The organism is Pedobacter cryoconitis, from assembly GCF_014207135.1.
Taxonomy (GTDB): Bacteria; Bacteroidota; Bacteroidia; order Sphingobacteriales; family Sphingobacteriaceae; genus Pedobacter; species Pedobacter cryoconitis_D.
In genome coordinates this window covers 332,009-352,825 of sequence record NZ_JACHCC010000002.1, presented here as the reverse complement: position 1 = coordinate 352,825, position 20,817 = coordinate 332,009, and the positions used below count along the sequence as shown (strand labels likewise).

17 protein-coding genes are annotated in these 20,817 nt (G+C 37.3%); 12 read left to right on the top strand and 5 right to left on the bottom strand.

Annotated elements, in window-relative coordinates:
- Positions 1–181: 181 nt before the first annotated feature.
- From HDF25_RS04490 to HDF25_RS04450, 9 genes are all read left to right on the top strand, one after another.
- Positions 182–1,354: a M57 family metalloprotease gene (locus tag HDF25_RS04490; protein WP_184623195.1), complete on the top strand. Its 1,173-nt coding sequence runs from the start codon at positions 182–184 to the stop codon at positions 1,352–1,354.
- Positions 1,355–1,511: 157 nt separating this feature from the next.
- Positions 1,512–2,702 carry a FecR family protein gene (locus HDF25_RS04485; RefSeq protein WP_184623194.1) on the top strand — a complete coding sequence of 397 codons (1,191 nt, stop codon included), beginning with the start codon at positions 1,512–1,514 and terminating at the stop codon, positions 2,700–2,702.
- Positions 2,703–2,977: 275 nt separating this feature from the next.
- Complete coding sequence (locus HDF25_RS04480) at positions 2,978–6,583, top strand: SusC/RagA family TonB-linked outer membrane protein (protein WP_184623192.1); 3,606 nt, start codon at positions 2,978–2,980, stop codon at positions 6,581–6,583.
- 15 nt (positions 6,584–6,598) lie between these two features.
- Complete coding sequence (locus tag HDF25_RS04475) at positions 6,599–8,080, top strand: RagB/SusD family nutrient uptake outer membrane protein (RefSeq protein ID WP_184623190.1); 1,482 nt, start codon at positions 6,599–6,601, stop codon at positions 8,078–8,080.
- 42 nt (positions 8,081–8,122) lie between these two features.
- Positions 8,123–9,160 carry a substrate import-associated zinc metallohydrolase lipoprotein gene (locus tag HDF25_RS04470; protein ID WP_184623189.1) on the top strand — a complete coding sequence of 346 codons (1,038 nt, stop codon included), beginning with the start codon at positions 8,123–8,125 and terminating at the stop codon, positions 9,158–9,160.
- Between the two features lie 50 nt (positions 9,161–9,210).
- Positions 9,211–10,074, top strand: coding sequence for a DUF4302 domain-containing protein (locus HDF25_RS04465; protein WP_184623188.1), 864 nt, complete (start codon positions 9,211–9,213; stop codon positions 10,072–10,074).
- A 319-nt stretch (positions 10,075–10,393) separates the two neighbouring features.
- Positions 10,394–10,600: a hypothetical protein gene (locus tag HDF25_RS04460; protein ID WP_184623187.1), complete on the top strand. Its 207-nt coding sequence runs from the start codon at positions 10,394–10,396 to the stop codon at positions 10,598–10,600.
- Positions 10,601–10,860: 260 nt separating this feature from the next.
- Positions 10,861–13,572: a GH116 family glycosyl hydrolase gene (locus HDF25_RS04455; protein WP_184623186.1), complete on the top strand. Its 2,712-nt coding sequence runs from the start codon at positions 10,861–10,863 to the stop codon at positions 13,570–13,572.
- A 33-nt stretch (positions 13,573–13,605) separates the two neighbouring features.
- Positions 13,606–14,226 (top strand): dihydrofolate reductase family protein, encoded by a 621-nt coding sequence (locus tag HDF25_RS04450; RefSeq protein ID WP_184623185.1) that lies wholly within the window; start codon positions 13,606–13,608, stop codon positions 14,224–14,226.
- Positions 14,227–14,266: 40 nt separating this feature from the next.
- Here the strand turns inward: HDF25_RS04450 and HDF25_RS04445 are convergent, their stop codons facing one another.
- From HDF25_RS04445 to HDF25_RS04430, 4 genes are all read right to left on the bottom strand, one after another.
- The gene (locus HDF25_RS04445; protein WP_184623184.1) at positions 14,267–14,737 is read right to left on the bottom strand and encodes a DinB family protein; all 471 of its coding nucleotides are present in this window, start codon (positions 14,735–14,737) and stop codon (positions 14,267–14,269) included.
- A gap of 160 nt (positions 14,738–14,897) precedes the next feature.
- Entirely contained in the window at positions 14,898–15,839 is a 942-nt protein-coding gene (locus HDF25_RS04440; protein ID WP_184623181.1) for a response regulator transcription factor, read from the bottom strand.
- A 1-nt stretch (position 15,840) separates the two neighbouring features.
- Positions 15,841–16,422 carry a GNAT family N-acetyltransferase gene (locus HDF25_RS04435; protein ID WP_260409317.1) on the bottom strand — a complete coding sequence of 194 codons (582 nt, stop codon included), beginning with the start codon at positions 16,420–16,422 and terminating at the stop codon, positions 15,841–15,843.
- Positions 16,423–16,746: 324 nt separating this feature from the next.
- Positions 16,747–17,121 carry a nuclear transport factor 2 family protein gene (locus tag HDF25_RS04430; RefSeq protein ID WP_184623178.1) on the bottom strand — a complete coding sequence of 125 codons (375 nt, stop codon included), beginning with the start codon at positions 17,119–17,121 and terminating at the stop codon, positions 16,747–16,749.
- A gap of 181 nt (positions 17,122–17,302) precedes the next feature.
- On the opposite strand from HDF25_RS04430, the gene HDF25_RS04425 reads away from it, so the two are divergent.
- Positions 17,303–18,109: a helix-turn-helix transcriptional regulator gene (locus tag HDF25_RS04425; protein ID WP_184623176.1), complete on the top strand. Its 807-nt coding sequence runs from the start codon at positions 17,303–17,305 to the stop codon at positions 18,107–18,109.
- 103 nt (positions 18,110–18,212) lie between these two features.
- Positions 18,213–19,058 carry a glycoside hydrolase family 16 protein gene (locus HDF25_RS04420; protein ID WP_184623174.1) on the top strand — a complete coding sequence of 282 codons (846 nt, stop codon included), beginning with the start codon at positions 18,213–18,215 and terminating at the stop codon, positions 19,056–19,058.
- An 11-nt stretch (positions 19,059–19,069) separates the two neighbouring features.
- Here the strand turns inward: HDF25_RS04420 and HDF25_RS04415 are convergent, their stop codons facing one another.
- Positions 19,070–19,777: a DUF4142 domain-containing protein gene (locus tag HDF25_RS04415; RefSeq protein ID WP_184623172.1), complete on the bottom strand. Its 708-nt coding sequence runs from the start codon at positions 19,775–19,777 to the stop codon at positions 19,070–19,072.
- Positions 19,778–20,204: 427 nt separating this feature from the next.
- Here HDF25_RS04415 and HDF25_RS04410 point away from each other — a divergent pair, with 427 nt between their 5' ends.
- Positions 20,205–20,798 carry an RNA polymerase sigma-70 factor gene (locus tag HDF25_RS04410; protein WP_184623170.1) on the top strand — a complete coding sequence of 198 codons (594 nt, stop codon included), beginning with the start codon at positions 20,205–20,207 and terminating at the stop codon, positions 20,796–20,798.
- Positions 20,799–20,817: the final 19 nt, after the last annotated feature.

Below are 20,817 nucleotides of genomic sequence, written 5' to 3'. Positions count from 1 at the left end.
ATGTACAACCAGGTAAATTCAGCAGTGATTGCGAATCATATACCAGTATTTATTAAGATGCTACAATTCAGCTATATAAAACTCAGCATAGAAGGGAGGAAAATGATCATCAACTAAAAAATCAACCAATTAATCTATCTACTAATCAAAAAGCTAAATCAATTAACTAAACATTTACACTATGAAAAAGGTAACCAACAAAAAACTATTTTATTTCGTTGCAGCATTAGGCGCGACATTTTTTATGACCATGACGGGATGTAAGAAAAGTGAATCATCAGTAACTGATCCCCAGTCGAAAATTATTTCCGGCAATGTATCTCTGGATAATGTTGTCAGTGATCTGAAGAAGATCAAAAGTCTTGGATTTGACCCATTAAATGTAGAGGTAATACCAGGTGGTTATAGAGTAGAAGGGGATATCCGGTTAACTAAAAAGAATCTCGATGAAAGTTTTTCTGTCTTGTCACAACAACAGGGACAGTATTCAACAAAATATCCGTTGTCCGTTGTAAGAACCATTAATGTAGGTCTCTATAATGCTACGGGATCTGCTCTTGTTAGTGAAGCTTTAGATTCAACATTATCGGAACTGAATAGTATAAAATTACCCTTAAAGTTTGTAAGGGTGGCCGATACAGCTAAGGCTGACATCATTACTCTTTTTAAAGATCTTGGTGGAAAAACTCCTTCTGGAACAACGCTGGGACAGGATGGAGATTTTGTCAATGCTAAAGGGAATCCTGGAAGATATATATATCTGAACAGCAATGCAGACGCAGGAATAAACAATAGTAGCAGAACGTTTATTACCGGCTTATTAGGACATGAATTTGGACATGCAATAGGTCTGAGGCATACAGATTACCAGAATAGAGTATATTCGGCACTTACTTCAAATGGTAAAAATACTGATCCTGCAAGTCAAGACAAGTATATTACTCAGCTTACACAACAACTGGTAGACAACAAGTATGGCAAAGGTACATGGAGTCAGCAAACAGCCGCTGATCAGGCAACGTTAAAGAAGCAAGTTAGTGATGCAATGAATGAAGGTAATCCAGCAGGTAAAAATGCAGATGCAACACATATTTATGGTACACCACTATCTCCTGTTTATGGAGCAAATGCACCAGCTACAGATCCGATTTCTATTATGCTGGCATATGCATTTAACCCTGCACATAAATATAGCCCATATGATTGTATTGCGCTTTTTGGATTATACGGAAATCCTTCGCAAACACGTCTTATTGGAAACTCTTTGAGTGAAACCGGGACGGTTACAGCGCCAGGGATGACTTTGCAGCAAGTAGTTGACGCTGTTAAAGCATTAGGGCCTAATAATAACTAATATTATAGGCTGTTAGGGATATCCATAACAAGCTATCAACTTATAAACCCTGACCTCAGATGTCGGGGTTTATAAGTATTTTCAGATAATTTCAAATTCTTCTACCCCCAAAGTCATTCTGGCCGGTTTTATCTATAAACACACTAACCAGATAAAGATGAATGAGAAAGAAGCACTAATACTTCTTGATAAATATAATTCAGGTACAGCGACAGCAAACGAAATTAAACTTTTAGAAAACTGGTATAGTGCAGAAAGTCTGAGACAAAAGCTTTCTGATGCAGAGGCAGATTTTGGACATTTGAAAGAAGAAATCTGGGAAGGTACATTGCAGCGGGCAAATCTTAAAGAGGAAGTCGTGATCTTTAGGGAAACTGTACCTTTTTATTCAAAAAGATGGTACCGTCTATCAGTTGCAGCAGCATTGCTGGTTGCGGGCTCTGGTTATTTATTGATCAGATATCATTTCGCAAATGGTCCCTCAAACCCAATGGAGATGGCCGATCATATATCCGGAGGTAAGAATAAGGCAACGCTGACATTGGCTAGCGGCCAGAAAATCATACTTTCCGATGCAGTTCAGGGGAAACTGGCTGAGGAGCAGGGGATAAACATCATCAAGACCGAAAACGGAGAGATAATCTATCGTATTACTGAAAAATCCGGCAATTATATAGGTAATTCGGGCTACAATACCATTTCTACTGCTGCAGGAGAAAACTATCAGGTTATTCTTCCGGATGGTTCAAAAATTAAACTCAATGCAATCTCATCGTTAAAATATCCGGCATCTTTCTCTTCTGCTGCCGAACGCAGTGTTGAACTGAAGGGGGAAGCTTATTTTGAAGTGGCTAAAGACAAATATCATCCTTTTAAAGTTAAGACCCATAGTCAGGAAGTTGAAGTATTGGGGACACATTTCGATATTAATAGTTATACGGATAATGTTGGTACCAAAACTACCTTACTGGAAGGATCTGTTAAAGTTTCACCATTAGGTTTTGCCAATGGACAGGATAGAACCGCCCTGGCCTCATTTGCAGTTTTACTAAAACCTGGACAACAGGCCGTACAGAAAGCAAATTCCTTTACTATACTTCCTGCGGATACAGAAGAGGTTGTAGCCTGGACAGAAGGCTTCTTCTATTTCCACAGTAGCAGCCTGGAAGATGTATTAAAGGAAGCCGCAAAATGGTATGATCTGGAAATTGTATATAAAGGGAAGATCCCAGCGGATCGTTTTACAGGAAAAATTCCGAAAAGTGTTTCTCTGGGTAAATTTATCAAGATGCTACAGCTGAGTGATATAAAGTTCAGTATTGAAGGCAGGAAAATGATCATCTACTAAAAAATCAACCAATTAATAAGCTAAATCAACTAACTAAACCAAAACATATGAAAAAAATCTACAGAGACGACGGGCGGTATTAAACTACAGGACTCCCATTTAAAAACAGAAGTCCCGATGGCGATCGGAACTTCTGAAATGATTGGCCGGGTCCTTTAAAATATTTCTGCAAACAGTTTAATCAACAACCCAACCTAAACAAAAATATGAATAATATTATTCATCGCCCCTTGCTGTCTAAAAAATTGAGGGGCTATAACCAAATTTGGCGAACTATGAAGGTAACCTTCGTTCTTCTATTCTCGGTTTTAATGCATGTAAGTGCCTCCGGAATAGCCCAAAACATTAATCTGAACCGAAAAAACAGCGCCTTACCTCAGGTTTTTACCGATTTAGGTAAACAAAGCGGCTACCAGTTTTTCTATAATGAACGTTTACTCGAAAAAGCGAGAAAAGTAGATATAGTTATTCATAACGGTACCATAGATGATGCATTGAAATTATGTTTCAAGGATCAGCCGTTTTCTTATGAAATCATTGATAAAACGGTTGTCATCAAGGAAAAGGAGAAATCTTTTATGGACGCTCTTTCCAGTCGTACAGTTGATCCGGTTGTTGTCAGAGGAACCATAACCTTTACTCAGCCAGATGGACGCACAGAGAAAGTTTTTGGTGTAAATATAACTGAAAAAGGCACCAGTAATGTCAGACAGTCGGGGACTGATGGGCAGTTCAGTATTAGTGTTCAGAAAGGTGCCATATTGGTGTTTACGAAAATCGGTTATAAACCGTATGAAGTTAGAATAACAGATGATAATCCAGCCTTATTCATTCATCTGGAAGAGAACCAGACTAATCTGAAGGAGACGGTAATCACAGGTTATCAGCAGCTGGACAGGAAAAAGTTTACGGGTTCATCTGTGAAATTAAAAGGTGATGAACTCAGACAAACCGGATCTACAGATATTGGACGTGCGCTGGAAGGTAAAGTTGCCGGGGTTTCTATTCAGAATGTTTCAGGGACTTTTGGCTCTGCGCCAAAGATCAGGATAAGGGGCGTAACCTCTCTTACGGGGTCAAATAAACCTTTATGGGTGGTGGATGGTATTGCCTTGGAGGATGTTATAGATGTAACTAACGATCAGCTTTCGAGCGGGGATGCAAGTACGCTGTTAGGTTCTTCAGTAGCTGGTATTAACATGAATGATGTCGAAGATATTTATGTTTTAAAGGACGTCGCTGCAACCTCACTTTACGGGGCAAGAGCAATGAATGGAGTAGTGGTTGTGACCACCAAAAAAGGAAAAAGCGGAGCTTTACAGATCAATTATACTGGTAATTTTAGCTCGCAGTTACGCCCCAGCTATAATAGCTTCAATATTTCAAATTCAGCAGACCAGATGTCGATCTATTCAGAGATGTATGGTAAAGGTATGTTGAACCTTAAAGACATTGGTAACATGTCTAATGTAGGTGTATATGGAAAAATGTACAGTGAACTTCAAACCATTAATCCGGCTACAGGGCAGTTCTATCTGCAAAATACACCAGATGCGCGTAATGCTTTTTTAAGCAGATATGCCAGTGCGAATACAGACTGGTTTCATTTACTGTTTCGCAATACCTTAACACAGGAACATTCGATTAGTATTTCCAGTGGAACTGATAAATCGCAGCATTATACCTCTGTAAGTTATTACAATGATAATGGGTGGACTATTGCGGATAAGGTAAAGCGTTATACTTTTAACTCGCAGAATACTTATAATTTTTCTGATAAATTGAGTGGAGGAATCATCACGACCGCTTCTTTCAGGGATCAACAGGCACCTGGAACTATCAATCGTACAACGGATCCGGTTTTTGGAAAGCTGAGCAGAGAGTTTGATATTAATCCGTATAGCTATGCTTTAAATACAAGCCGTGCGCTCACTCCGTATGATGCCCAGGGTAATCTGGAGTATTTTACAATGAATTATGCACCATTTAATATTATCAATGAGCTGCAAAATAATCAGATTAAACTGACAGATCTCGACGTCAAGGTTCAGTTAAATCTTGCTTACAAAATAAATCCTTATTTCAAATACGAGTTTCTCGGAGCTGTCCGTTACGCTAAAACGACTCAGGAAAATCTGGTGAACGAGAATTCCAACAGAGCAAATGCTTACAGAGCTGACTATAATTCTACAATCGCAAATGATAATACCTATCTCTATAAAGATACTGATAACCCAAATGCGTTACCTGAAATAGTGATGCCAGCTGGTGGATTATACAACCGTACAGACAATTCATTGGGTAGTTACAATCTCAGGAATAACCTGACCTATATCAGAAGTTTTGGCAAGCACGATCTGAACATTCTTGTCGGTCAGGAACTGAGGTCGGCTGACAGACAAAATTCTTTTAGTAATGGTTTTGGCTATCAATATGATAATGGTGGTATTCCACTGGTTGATTATAAAGTTATTAAACAAGGTGTTGAGCAAAACAGGCAATATTATGGAATGGGTAAAACTGCTGACCGTTTTGCTTCCTTTTATGCTACCGCGGGTTATACCTTTGATCATCGTTATAACCTGAGTGGGGCAGTCAGATATGATGGATCCAACCAGTTAGGCCAATCGCCAAACGCAAGATGGTTACCTACCTGGAGTTTCAGCGGATCCTGGAATATGGACCAGGAAACATTTATTAAGAATATCCCAGCTATCAGTACTTTAAAACTAAGAGCTAGTTACGGTTTATCAGCAAGTACAGGTAATGCTACGAATTCGGCACTTGTTTTACGCACACAGAATACGGCCAGACCATATTCTTCAGAAATTGAATCCGGCATCTTTATAAATGATCTTGAAAACTCAAATCTCACCTATGAAAAACAGTATTCTGGTAATATTGGCGTTGATGCCGGATTCTTTAATAATAGGTTGAATGTCACTGCCGATGTATATAACAAGAGAGGTTTCGACCTGATTGGGAATTTGAGAAGCAGCGGGGTAGGTGGTCAGTTAGTTAAAGTTGGAAATTATGCCGACCTGAAATCACATGGAGTTGAGTTTTCACTTTCAGGCGAGATCATCAGACAAAAAGATTGGGGATGGAGGTCTACACTTATATTTTCTTATGCTACTAATAAGATTACCAACGACAAAGACCAGCCTATTATATTTGATATGTTGGCGCCAAGTGGCGCCAATCAGCTAGGACACCCGGTTAGTTCACTGTATTCTCTTGATTTTAAAGGTCTTGATCACAATTCAGGTATTCCACTTGTGGTAAATGAACAGGGAGTAGTAAGCCAGGTGGTAAACTTGCAGGATATTGAAACAAAATATCTTAAATATGAAGGGCCAGTCGATCCGCCAATTTCGGGTGGTTTTACCAACACTTTTCGTTATAAGGCTTTTTCATTAACAGCGCAATTAATTTACCAGGCTGGGAACAAGATAAGATTGAGCTCTGCATTTAAACAAACCTATTCAGATCTTGATGCCATGCCAACAGAATTTCGAAACAGATGGATGTTGCCTGGTGATGAAACAAAAACTAACGTTCCTTCAATCATCGATGCCATAACTAATTACAACCTGCCATCAAGTGGTTATCCCTACAATAACTATAATCTTTCTTCAGAAAGAGTGGCCAATGGCGGTTTTGCCAGGTTAAAATACGTTTCACTGGCTTACCAATTACCTGTAAAATATGCAAAAGCAATTGGGATGAACACAATGTCCATAACGGCAGCAGGAACAAACCTTTGCTTATTTTTTGCAGACAAAAAACTGGAAGGACAGGATCCCGAATTTTTTAATGCCGGCGGCGTAGCACAGCCACTACAAAAACAAGTAATTATTTCTTTAAAAATTGGAATATAAATAATGAAATCTGACATGAAAACAAGATACATTCATCATAATATACTGGTATGGATACTCGTCATATTGGTTTGGTTTATACCATTATCAGGCTGTAAAAAAATGCTGGATACCTTACCGGATAACCGGGCACAACTGGATAGCCCTGATAAGGTATCTCAGTTGTTGACCTCGGCTTATCCCAGTGAAGATTACATCACTTTTTGCGAATCGATGACCGATAATGCAGCCGATCGTGGTTACAAAACGGTCTATAATAACCCTATACTAAATGATAATCCTTACAGATTTACTGATTACGCCTCTACAGATGGTGGCGCTGTAGATACCTATTGGAATGCATGCTATCGAGCAATTGCTGCTGCTAACCAGGCACTTCAGGCTTGTAATACAGCGAAAAATCAGGCAGATTATAGTGCTTATAGAGGAGAAGCATTAATTACCAGAGCATACTCTCATTTTATGCTGGTTTCTCTTTTCGCCAAAACATATGATCCGGCGACTGCTGCAACCGATCTAGGTATTCCTTATGTAACAACACCAGAAAAAACGTTGTACCAAACCTATGACAGGAAAACGGTTGCCTATGTATATGATATGATTGACAAGGATCTGACTGAAGGAATACCTTTATTAAATGATAATGCCTATAAAGTTCCTGTTTATCGTTTTACGAAAATAGCAGCTCACGCTTTTGCAACAAGATTTTACTTGTTTAAAAAACAATATAACAAAGTAGTAGAACATGCAAATCTTGCTTTCCCGAATAATATCGGCAGCTATTTAAGACCATGGAATTCAAGCTATTTGGCCTTAAGTGACGCTGCAAAAGCAGCTATTTATACTAGTTCAACCGAAAAAGCAAACCTTTTGCTCGCAACTACAGGTTCAACATGGTTTATAGGCTGGCAAAATTACAGATATGGTCTTAATGCAAGTATTCAAAGTCAAATTTATAATCAGCCAAATGTTACAGGTGGCAGCTGGGCTGATAAGGCAGTGGGATACGGTTCGAGCGGAGAAATGATGGGGATCAATAAATGGCGGGGAAATTTTGTTAATATAACTCCTGCCATAGGTAATTATTACATATACATTCCTTTATTAAGCGCTGAGGAAGTGTTGTTTAACAAAGCGGAAGCTTCGGTGATGCAAGGCGATAATGCCACTGCAATTACTGATCTTAACACATATCTGAGTACTCGGATTACTGGTTATAATGCCACTGTTAATCATCTAACTACGGATAAAGTAACAACTTATTATAAAACTGCAGATGTAAAGCAGGCATTAATCAATACCATTCTTGATTTTAAAAGAGTCGAATTTATGCAGGAAGGCTTAAGATGGTTTGATATACTTCGTTACCATTTGCCTGTTACTCACATTGATGAAAACAAAAGACAGTTTGTATTGACTGCTAACGATCCAAGACGGGTATTGCAAATCCCACAGACCGCACAAACTGCTGGCAACCTGGCAGAAAATCCAAGGTAGTACAATGAAATTTATCGAAAATCAATTATATTATTAAATAATATGAAAACAATTCTAAAAATTAGAAACATTAAGCTGATCCTGCTTGCTTCAATTGCAATTTCTATATTTTCCTGTAAAAAGAATGATAAACTGGTCCTTCAGGATAATTACCTTGGTGGTGAGGTATCAGGAAAGACGGCCCTTGATTCTGCACTAAATGTTCTTTTAGTAAAACCATATAATATTGAGGTGAAATATAAGTGGGATCAGTCGCAATTTGACAAGCAGTATACCATTGTACCACCCCGAGTAGACAAAGTACTTCCAGCTATGACAAGTTTAAAACAAGTGTGGATAGATCCATACAATGCAGAAACGGGAAGTGATCTGTTTATGAAGACCTACTCTCCTAAACAGTTAATCCTTGCAGGCAGTCCAATATTAACTAAAGACGGAAATGGGATCAATGGACTGGCAGAAGGTGGCCTGGACATATTATTGAGTGATATTAATAGTACAGATCCTAAAGACAAGGCTAAAGTATCAGATTTGCTGCATTTAATTCACCATGAATTTACACACATTCTTAATCAGAAAAAAGCCTATACTACAGATTTCAATGTGATCACTCCATCAGATTATATTGCTGATTGGTATAATTCCCCGGTGAACCCGCTTGCACTGGGGTTTATTTCCGGATACGCCAGGAAAGAGCCGGTAGAAGATTTCGCTGAGACAGTTTCGTGGATGCTAACCTGGGGTAAGGACTATTATGAAAATACTTACCTTAAACAAAGTACCCCATTTCCTGACCCGGCTTTGTACCCGGCAGGATCTTATTACACTTATGATCCCAATGCAGGACAGTATTATAAGGTTTCAGATCTTCCTGCGATTCTAAAAGTTTACAATGGTACATTAGCATCAATTTCTCCCTTTTTTATTAAGGAACTGGTTAAGCCAGATTATTCTGCAGGTGTAGCCAAGCTAAGAAAAAAAGAAGCCATTGTCGTAGCTTATTTTAAATCGGCCTATAACATTGACTTTTATAGCTTACAAACTAATGTACAAAAGTCTCTTGCAAATGCGACCAAATAAGAGCAATTCAAATTTTTTCGGAGTATAAATTTTTTATAAAAAACAGCGTAATGAAAAAATATTTTTTTTACACCTATATATTGTTCCTGCTAGCCGGTTTATTTGGTTGCAGTAAAAAAGATGAATCCTTAGTTTTTGGGAATGCAGCACAGCAACGTGCATTAACCGATCTTAAAAAAGATCAATTATTGTTAACATCTGCTCCCTATGGATGGAAGGCTGTGATTTTCCCGGGATCTGATATTGGTAGAGGATTCTTTTTTAAATTTAATGATCAAAATCAAGTGCAAACTTATCCTGATCCTTCCTTAAAGCTGATTTCACCTGCTTATGGTGATCCGGGGATCAGTAGTTATCAACTCAAATCATTGCAACGTACTTCGCTTATATTTGATACTTATTCTTCACTGAGCATCTTGTCTGATCCTCAGAATGGGGTTAGGGGTAGTGGATATAGTTCAGATATTGAGTTTTCTTTTACGAGCGCATCATCTGATACAATCAGGTTTACTGGTAATTTTAATCAAACTCCGATGACTTTGATTAAAGCAACCGCGGCAGAGTATGATGCCTACCAAAAAGATGGTTTACAAGTGTTCAAAACCGCTTTGATTAATTATTCAACGTCAATCATGGGCAAAAAACTAAACTTAGCCATTGATGCAACCCATAATCCGGAATGTACTATCGTCACCGATAAGGACAACGACAGAACATTTACACTGATTTATACAGATAGTAAAGGTGTTAGTCAAAAGCAAACGACAAAATGGGGGCCGACAGTTAACAGTCTCTTTTTCCAGACTCCCATTTTATATAATGATATTGTTATCAATGAAGTGTTTTATGATACTGCAAAATTATCAATGTATATTATGTGGAAGGGAAAAAGGTACGAGATTGTAGCTTCCTGATACATTTGGATAATTTTACTCTAGAAAATCCTTATCTATTAATTTAGATAAGGATTTTTTAATGATAGCAAGGGATCTTAACAGCCGTTTATTGTAAATCTGGCAGAGATATTCACAATGTTCACACATTTCATTCATTTTATCCATTTTGATTTGTGAAAGAAATTGATGATGTGTTATTTGTAATTTTAAAAAATGATATTTTGGTATATATATGGCTGACTGGTAAATAGATGCCTTAAATATGCCTTTCTGTCGTTTTAACCTAGCGGATGCTGAAAAGCTGATAGAGTAAGCACTAATATTAAATTTAACGATTATGAAAAAGATTGAATTAAATGAATTACAGGAATTGACCGCTGAAGAACAAGTAAATATCGCTGGCGGATACTATGCTAACGGAGGTTTATTCACAACATTATATAATGTTGTTGATTTATACGGAAAAACAATCGTTAGTGGCTTAGCTGGACTTGTATCAGGCCTTGGTGCACTTACACAAAATTTATTCGGTGTTCTTAAATAAAGAACCAGAGTATTATCAATAAGTCAATGTGTTTTTGACTTATTGATAATATGTTTATTAATAGGGGGCTTTCCTCAGCGCCATTCTACTGGGCAATTATTCAGGCCAATCCTGGCATCCAAAAACTGAATAGAAAGGCTGGTGTACAAACAGTCTTACATTAAGATATTTCATTTTATGATTTAACTGTAATAGTATGTGATTTTGGCATATTCATTATCGGATAATTAAATTGATTTAGTTTAGTACTATATTTAATTATGGATAAGAATTCGATTGATCGCAGAGATTTTATTAAGAAAACCGGACTCTTAAGCCTGGGTATTTTTGCTTTGCAATTCCCTGTCTGGGCTAAAAGTATTTTTGCCCACGGATATCCATTACATAACATCCCTGAAAACAAAAATCTTGACCCATTATGGGTTAGTTCCCTTTATAATCGTGGCGAGGCTACTGCTTACTATAAAAGTAAAAACGAGCTTAAATATATTGGTATGCCAGCCGGGGGGCTGCATGCGGGTACTGTTTATGCTGGTGGCGATGGCAGGTTATGGCTCTGGCAAATCTATAATGAAACCTTTGAAGACTCAAATGAAGGAATAGAACCAAAGACGGTCAGTTGGAATGATGGTACATCTTTAAGGAAAATACGTTCAAGGGATGGATCAGCTTATATAGAGCCGGCAATAGCTGATAATCTTCGGATTCTGGAACAGGGGTTTGCCGTAAAAATTGTGGTCAATAAAAAGACCTATCTCAAAGAACTGAAGGAAGCCGACTGGGATGAAGTTATTTTCAAACCGGCTTATCCAATGGCGATTATCAGTTATATCAGTAAAGACTTTCCTGTTGCTGTTAGTTTAAAGATATACTCACCTTTTATTCCGCTGGACGAAGAAAGCTCTTCATTACCTGCAACTATATTGAGGTTAGAAGTGGAAAACAAAACCCATAGTCCAGTGACTGTATCAATATTAGGCTGGATGGAGAATGGAGTAAATAAGCTATCAGGCAAAGAAAATACTGGGAAACGTAAAAACACAGTTATTTCTACTTCAAAAGCAGTCAAAATTCACTCTGAATTTGAAGGGACAATTAAAGATGCAACCGATACCGGGACAATGTGTTTTACATTGCACCATAAGCAGGCAAAAGCTCAGTCAGCAATCAATGTCTGGCCTGTGACTGAAGAACATTTTGGACTGAATTTTATTGATGTGGCTACAGTTGAAGCACCTGAAAAATTAGTGGGTGGATTAAGCTTATCTGGTGAAATTGATCCTGGTCAATCTTTTTATGCAGATTATTCGATCAGCTGGCATTTTAACAACCTGAATCTTAAGCTTAAAAAGTTGGTGAAGGATGCACAGGACGGATACTATTATGCTGTAAGATTTAAAGATGCGAATGAGGTAAGTCAGTATCTGGAAAACAATTTTCAAAAATTAACAGACAACACAGAGTTGTGGTGCACTACATGGAATAATTCGAGTTTACCCCATTGGTTTCTGGAACGCACGTTTGTCAATATTGGAACTTTAGCTACAGCTAATACCTACCGCTTTGCAGATGGAAGATTCTGGAGCTGGGAAGGAGTCGGAGCATGTGCCGGGACCTGTACACACGTGTGGCAGTATGCGCAAGCCGTAGCACGGATCTTTCCGGAACTGGAAAGAGATCTTCGTGAGCGGGTAGATATTGGACTTGGTTTTAAAGAAGAAAGTGGGGCCATACTCTTTAGGGGTGAGAATGAAACCAGTCCTGCAATTGATGGACAGGCCGGAACAGTATTGCGTTTTTACCGTGAACATCAGATGAGTAAAGATGATGCTTTTCTAAGTACAAACTGGCCTAAGATCAAGAAAGCTATACAGTTTATGCTGGATCAGGATAAAAACGGAGACGGGATGACAGACACGCCGATGGAAAATACACTGGATGCTGTCTGGGAAGGGGAAATTGCCTGGATTGTAGGTTTATGTATTGCTGCTGCAAGTGCTGGTCATGCTATGGCGGTAGAAATGAATGATGCCAGATTTGCCCAGATTTGCGAGCGTTATGTAGCAAAGGGGCGTAGCAATATGGAAAAGGAGCTTTTTAATGGAGAATACTTTATCCATCGTCCGGATTCTGTTCAGGGTCGCCAAAAATTAGGATCTTATAATACTTGTCATATCGACCAGGTATATGGACAAAGCTGGGCTTTTCAAGTTGGGTTGCCAAGGGTATTGAATAAAGAAAAAACCTTATCGGCTTTAAAAGCGTTATGGAAATACAATTTTACGATGGATGTAGGACCTTATATTAAAACTCATATTGGCGGACGTCCGTATGCGCTTTCGGGAGAAGGAGGGATGGTGATGAATACTAATCCACATAATGAGGCGAAGCCTTTTGGTGAGAATGTAGGTTGGCAATTAGGTTACTTTCATGAGTGTATGAGCGGTTTTGAACATCAGGTCGCTGCACATTTGATGGCTGAAGGCCTGGTTGAAGAGAGCCTTATTTTAACCCGGGTCATTCAGGAGCGCTATCATGCTGCAAAGAGAAACCCATTTAATGAAATTGAGTGTAGCGATCATTATGCGAGGGCTATGGCGAGTTACGGGACTTTTATAGCAGCCTGTGGGTTTGAATATCATGGCCCAAAGGGGTACATCCGCTTTGCGCCAAAATGGAACAGTAAGGATTTCAAAGCGCCGTTTACGTCAGCTAGCGGCTGGGGAACTTATATGCAGAAACAGGAGGGACTTAAACAGGTCCATCAATTGGAAATGAAATACGGGGAATTACAAATTCAGCAAATTTCATTGGAAAAAATGAACAAGGGAAAGGTAAAGTCAGTGCTGATGTTATGTGGTACTGTGCAAGTCCCGGTTAGTTTTACTCAGGAGGGAACATCTTTAATTATCTCCTCTGAAAAAAAGATCAACGTTAAACAGGATGAAATTTTAAATATTACAGTCTCTTAACAAATCAACTTTAACAGACGATAAATAAAAATTATGAGCAAAATTATCTTTGACAGCGGAATATCATTAGATGGTTTTTTCGCAGGTGATAACAGAAGTCCAGCCAACCCAATGGGTGGTGTTTCACCAAAAATCCACAGCTGGATGTTTAAACAAAAAGCATTTTGGAAACACATCAATATGGAAGGCGGTGAAGAGTATGGTGCAGACAGTAAATTAATTGATGATGTGTTTGCAAGAACAGGTGCTTACATTATGGGAAAGCGAATGTTTGAAGAAGGGGAAGTCCATTGGGCAGAAGATTTATATAAAGCAGATGTTTATGTGCTGACACATGAAAAACGGGAACCCTGGGTTCAAAAAGGGACAACAACTTTTTATTTCATCAATGACGGAATACAAAGTGCATTAGAAAAAGCAAGGCAGTCTGCCAACGGAAAGGACATAAGAATACAAGGTGGTGCCAATACCATTCAACAATTTCTCAATGCAGGGCTTGTGGACGAATTTTTCATTCACATCGCTCCTGTTTTTTTAGGAAGTGGTATCCGGCTGTTTGATGATATTGACAAAGACAAATATGATATTCAAATTGTAGAAGTAATACCATCAGACTTGACAACACACCTGAGCTATAAACTGACGAAGAAATGAGAACAAAATCGCCAATAAGGTAATGCCGTAACGGAGGCTTTTATGTGAGTATCCCTCGCCATAAGGTAATCATAGCAATACAGTTAGTCTCTCTTTGAATAATATGTGAAAGAAGATCATAGAATGTTCCTCTTTTTCCTGGCTCTTTTTCTGAATAGGTAAACAGATCTTCATCGTCTAACTCCAGGATTGCATTTCTTAAAATAGGACTGATTCTTTTCCAATCTTCGTTGAAGGAGGTAACAGATGGATAAGTTATATCATGCTGAACTTCTTTGTTGTTACGAAACAGGGCTTCTGCCTTTTGTTTTTTGTTAATACCCATCCAGCTTGCTGCTTCGTACCGAAGTTGAACCTGACTTCCAATCAGCCAGGGGATTTGATTAGAGCCGGGTATAAAGTGATGGAGATCTCTTTCAATAATTCCTTCAATTATTTTAGAAAACAGCGAAGTATGCACATCGTAACTTTCTATTATTTTTTCTGTATGAATATCAATTTTACTGTTCATGAACATAGATTAGTCTATGCCAAAGATGTATAGAAACTGGAAACCAGTAAATACGTAAAATTTAGTATTTTTCATTAAGAAGCTACTGTTTTATATAGTACGTAAATTATACGTAATTATATAAGTACCTTATTTTGAGTAGTTTATATTTAATGAGGGATCAAGATCCTCTTAAAGATCTTATCAAGAGTGTTTTATTTGTGGATTTAGTTTTTAAAAACATATTCTGAACATGTTTTGTAACTGTTCTTTCGGAAATGAAAAGTTGCTCAGCTATTTCTCTATATTTAATACCTTCACAAATCAGGATGGCTATTTCAATTTCTCTGCTAGTCAATCTGTAGTTTTCACAATTTACATTAAAGGAACTGATTAGTCCGTTGTTGATGTTTTCAGTTTTATTGGATGATCCATTATTGAGTCCCAGTAATATCAGGTTATCCATTCTTGATTGTTTGATCACTTCCCAAATAAATAATACGGTAATGATAATAAAACCACAGTTTGTAAATAAGACTTCGGTTAATTGATTAACCTTATAAAAAGAAAAAACTGGCATCGAGACCCAGGGGACTATTGCGGCATAGGTTAACAGCATTTCAGTTTTGTGTCTGTAATCTTCTCTATATTTTAACCTGATGGCCCGCAATATAGCCCAGAGCACAATAACAGAATAAACCGCAGGAATAATAACGCTATGATCTACTGCCCGGTCAATGTTTCTGAATAATGAGTATTCAATTACGATAAATAATAAAAATGGGGTAAAAAGGAATAATGTCACACCATATCTGGCATGAAACTTTAAGCTATCAAGCTCAAAAGCTTTAAAAAAGTAATAAGGTAAATAACAAGCCATAATAAAGCCGCTTCCATAAGCCAGGATATTTTGGATGACAATGGGGACACTATTATTTGGATCTGGAAATAATCCTCCACAGATATTATAAATGATTAAAAGGCCTAATAGTATGATATAATAGCGACGCTTTCTTTCAGATGGTTTCTGAATGAAAAATAGAAGCTGACAGATAAACATGATTGTTTCCAGGATTATAAAAACAAATGTCACCAAGTCCATGTCTGTGCCAAAAACCTTCATTTTATTGATTTTTTGGTCTTTTTAACATATATAATTTATAACCAAAGTCGAGCTCCTGAAATATAGAAAAGTTGAATTTTTTATAAAAAGGTATATTTCTTAGGGTCGATGTTTCGAGGTAAATTGAACGTTGCTTCTTTTCACTATCGTTAATTAATTCATTCAGGAGGTTACTTCCCAGGCCTTTGCCTTGTTCATCAAGGTCTACACCTAAAAACCATAAATAATAAATAGGTTCATCTGGATATTGACCTTTGATTTTTCCCTCTCTGCTCATTGCTTTACCTGCATTATTGATACCTATGCAATTCAACAATAGCATCAGATCCAAGACTGCCGCTTTTAAAGTGATTTTTTTCTGTTCGGGATAGAGTATTAAAGCACAGGCTTTTTTGTCATCTGATATAAATACATCTCCAAATAGGTGACATATTTCAAAGGAGTAGTGCATTAATGAAATGATGCGTTGTTTTCTTTTGTGATCCTGTTTAACTATATAATTCACGCTTTGATTATCGTCAAAACATTTTGATAGCATGTCAACGATCAGACTTTTATCTTCTCTGGTAGCTTTTCTCATCATTAAGAATTAATCAATATTGTGCTATCAAATGTAAATAAAATCATTAGAAGGTCTGTCTTAAACCCGGTGATTTTTAATTTATTAGAAAATATTAATCTTGATGTTGTATAGGACAGAATGAACTTAATTGTAACCAAGTTTAGTTTCTAATCTCTGTTTTAGTGGGTTTGAACTGAGTTTGAACAGGGGTTGATCTAGGTCTAGGCAGTTCAACCCCTGTTCAACCTCTCTTCAAACCCAGTTCAACATAAAATAGAAACCGACTAGAACTATGACTTGGGCCAGTTGTTTTATAGTGGAATTGTTAAATAGAAGCTATCATTGTTAGGGTACAAATGTTGCTGTCATGGTTAATGTTAGCCATTTGTCATCCTTTTTGATCAAAGCAAATGTTATCCTTTCCCAAAATTCTGTCTGCTCACTAATTTTTACTTGTACCAGGCAATAAAGAATTGAAGTACTATCAATAATGATCGCATTTTCATCTGATGACTGAAAAACCTCGAAGGTAAGATTTGGATTAAAGCAAAAGTTTTGAATAAAGCCCTCTTTATTCAAGATTACTGCCCGGGGGCTGGTGAAAATAAAATCTTCATGAAGATTCTCATTCATAAATGAGGCATTTTTATTAAGTAATGCTTCGAAGAATGTCTTCTGAGAGATTATGAATTCTTTTTCTAATGTTAGATTAGTTTCCATGAATTGCTTTTTTAAATTGTTTAATTACTGTAGCAAAATTGGATATAGTTAAATATCTATGATAGTAAAAAGGGGACATTGCAGCTCTCGCTTAAAAATTATTTCTATAAATTTGAAGAATACTTAACCCTGTCGGTTACTAAGATTTGGTAGCAAGAAACAGCAGATAGAATCGGAATTTATGAATATTTCTTTTTTTTCTCCGTCTACAGAACTTAAGCCTTATATCGATAGGTATTGGAGTTGGGATAACAATGGAGAGCAAAACGAAGTTTATATGCCTGTTATTCCTCCAGCTACTGGCATTGAACTTTTCATCCATCATAAAGATCCGTTTGTCATCGATCATAAGGGGAAATTATCCCCAGATGTTCTTTTCTTCTCCTCGTTAACATCTTCAGCTATTCTACCATCCCAGAATGTAGGTTTTGTCGCTGTTCGGTTCAGGGCGGGGATGTTCAGGCATTTTACTGACATTCCTTTGGCCGAATTAAACGGACACTTTATCAATATGCAAAATATCTGGGGCCATCAGGGTAAAGAAGTATTTGAAAAAATAAGTAACTGCGTTCCATTGTCGGATAAAATTTGCATACTGGAAAAGTTCCTGACTAATAGACTGGCGATGAACAACAACATAAATCCTTTGTGGGATCATGTCATTAATGAATTATACAAAAGTGAGGGTGATATAGTATCAGCGCGTTTTTCTAAATATTTAAATATCAGCTACAGACATTTTCGCAGAAAGTTTATAGAACAAACAGGTATTGCACCCAAGCAGTTTCAGCAATTATCGCGATTCCATGCAACGATAAAGCCCTTGTTGTTAACTGGTAACAAAAAATACCTTACTGTCGCTTTAGACAATAGTTATTTCGATCAGAATCATTTCATAAAAGAATTCAAACAGTATATGCAGGTAACTCCATCTGTTTTTTTGCAGGAAAAAAATTTTAGGTCTCATTTTTACTATCCCCGAGTTTAAATGGCATTGAAGTTTCTTAGGTGACAGCTCAATCGTTTGCGCATGAAAAAAAAACGCGACTATTATTTTTATGAATATTTTGCAGAAAATAATCTTAATAATTATGAAGTCAATCACTTTAAGACAGAGGCCGTTTTTAGTTATGCTACTCCTGTTGCCTGCCCTTACTGCTTGCTGGAAGCGTCCGGTTACAAATTTATCAGGTGGAAAGCGATTGACTGTAATTAACTCATTGAAAATTTCTGAACATCCAGCCTGGGTAGAGGATTTTAATCAAACAGGTAGCTTTGATACTTCCAAATGGTCAAAAATTTCAGGCGGAACCTCGGATTGGGATAAACATATGAGTGATAGAAGTGAGTGTTACGCCATACGTGATGGTAAACTTGTTTTACGTGGCTTCGTAAATCCAGATTTGAAGCGTGACCCGAGACCATATTTAACAGGAGGAATATCTACAAAAGGTAAGGTTGACTTTGATCTTGGCCGTATCGAGATCAGAGCAAAATTTAGCTCTGGGAAAGGAGCATGGCCAGCTTTATGGATGGTACAATCAACGGGTACGTATCCTTCAGGCGGTGAGATCGATATGATGGAACATCTGAATTACGACAAGGCTGTTTATCAGACAATACATACAGCTTACACACTAGCCAATGGCAACCCAAATGTTCCGCAACGTTTCGCACATGTTACTTTCAATGAAAATGAATTTAATACGTTTGCAGTTGAAAAATATCAGGACAGTGTTGTTTTTTATGTGAACAATAAAAGGTCCTTTGCTTATTTAAGGACGCCAATTAATCAATTTCCATTTGCTGATGTAAAGCATTACCTATTACTTGATATGCAATTAGGAGGTTCATGGGTTGGCACTATAGATCCAAAAACACTACCAGTAGAAATGGAAATAGACTGGGTGAAATACTACCCGCTTATTCATTCGTAAAAACTATAGAATTACTGGTTGGAATTCGTTTTTACTTCTTTAGTTAGTTCCTGAGCTGCTTCCAGGTGCGTTTTCAATAATGGTAATTGCTTTAGTGCAAATGTTCTTAGTTCAGGGGTTTTAGCATTATTACTGGCAAAGGTATAAAGCGTGATAAGGTTACGATTGCTTTCTATCATCGTTTTAACAAAATCTAAATCAGTTTTATTAGCGCTTTTTCCCGGTATTTCTGCATCAATTACTATGTTTTTTTGTGACGAAAGATTTGTCAGTTCTTTGTATATCTCTTTATGATTCCCAATAATGAGGTTAGCGTAATCCGTAATTTTGGCATTCGTGGTTGTTCGACGGACATTGCTACTCACACTAATTTCCATTAGCTGTGCTGTTATCATTCGATTGATCAGTTCTGTATCTGTAGGTGTTTCGAGTATTTGCTGTTTGTCTTTAATTAGTCCATTCGCTCTTTCAATTGCATCACTTGCAATGTTTGTTGCATTTTGTCTTGATCCATTACCCCTTGGCTGATTAATTCCCGTCGACAGCCCGTCGCCACTTGCATTAATCACAGATTGACTTGGATTTTCAATGCCAGGAGTAAGGGTGGTTATTTTATTGCGTTTCTTTTTCTTCTCAGGTGATGAATTTCTGGAAGTCGAACAAGAATATATCAGGCAGGATAAGAGGGCGGAAGCTGCAATTAGACGGAGTGTGTTCATAGTTTTTTATTAAATTATTATGCCGGACTAAAACTAGAGAATAATACCTATTTATTCTTGCATTCTCTTAAATGTTTTTTATATCAGATCTGTTTTGGGGCATTTTGGTGATTCCGAATGTATTTCTTAATCTTTTAAATATGGTTAGTTCGCTGTGCTTGCCGGTACCATGAAGGAGAGTGGGGGAACATTGCCTATGTTTTGAAGATTAGATATTTCAAATTGGTCAAAGATTCTTTCAGAGTGTTTGTTATCAGTATTCAATGAGTTAAATATCGCTTTGATGCAGGTTTTTTTTATCAATATGTAGGTTTGTTAGCAGTTTTTATAGTAATATCGTATTAATAAATAGTGCCAGGGTCTAATTGTTAATTAATTTGTTTTTATTTCTTTAGAAAATTGCTGAAAAACGTTCAATTAAGGTTTTATGAAAATGTATTCTGAATTTACGGATTCCGAATTGGTCATCCTTTTAAAAAATAAGGACCACGCAGCATTTTCGGAGATCTATAATAGATATGCGATGCTGATCTTTTATAAGATAAATCAAATGATCAGAGATGAAGAAGCCTCAAAAGACCTTGTTCAGGATTTATTTGTTGGGTTTTGGGATAAGCCAGAGTTGATTCAGGAGAACAATAACCTATCTGGCTATCTTTATATCGCTGGCAGAAACCGTGTATTGAAATTTATTCAGCGAAATAAGCTAAAAAATGACCATGTCACTTCTTTGGCCAAATACGCCTCAGATGTAAGCTTGGAAACCATGCAAGATATCGATGAGCGTGAACTGAAAATTATAGTGCAAAGGGAGATTGATAACTTGCCTGCAAAAATGAAGGTTATCTTTGAATTGAGTCGTAAAGATAATCTTTCACATGCTGAAATCGCCAAAAAACTTGGACTCTCAGATCAAACTGTAAAAAAACAAATCAATAATGCACTCAAAGTCCTGCGGGCAAAACTGTCCATTTACGCACCTTTAGGACTTATTATTCTTGAACTTTCGAAAAGAGATTAAAAATAATCTGTCTGAATAT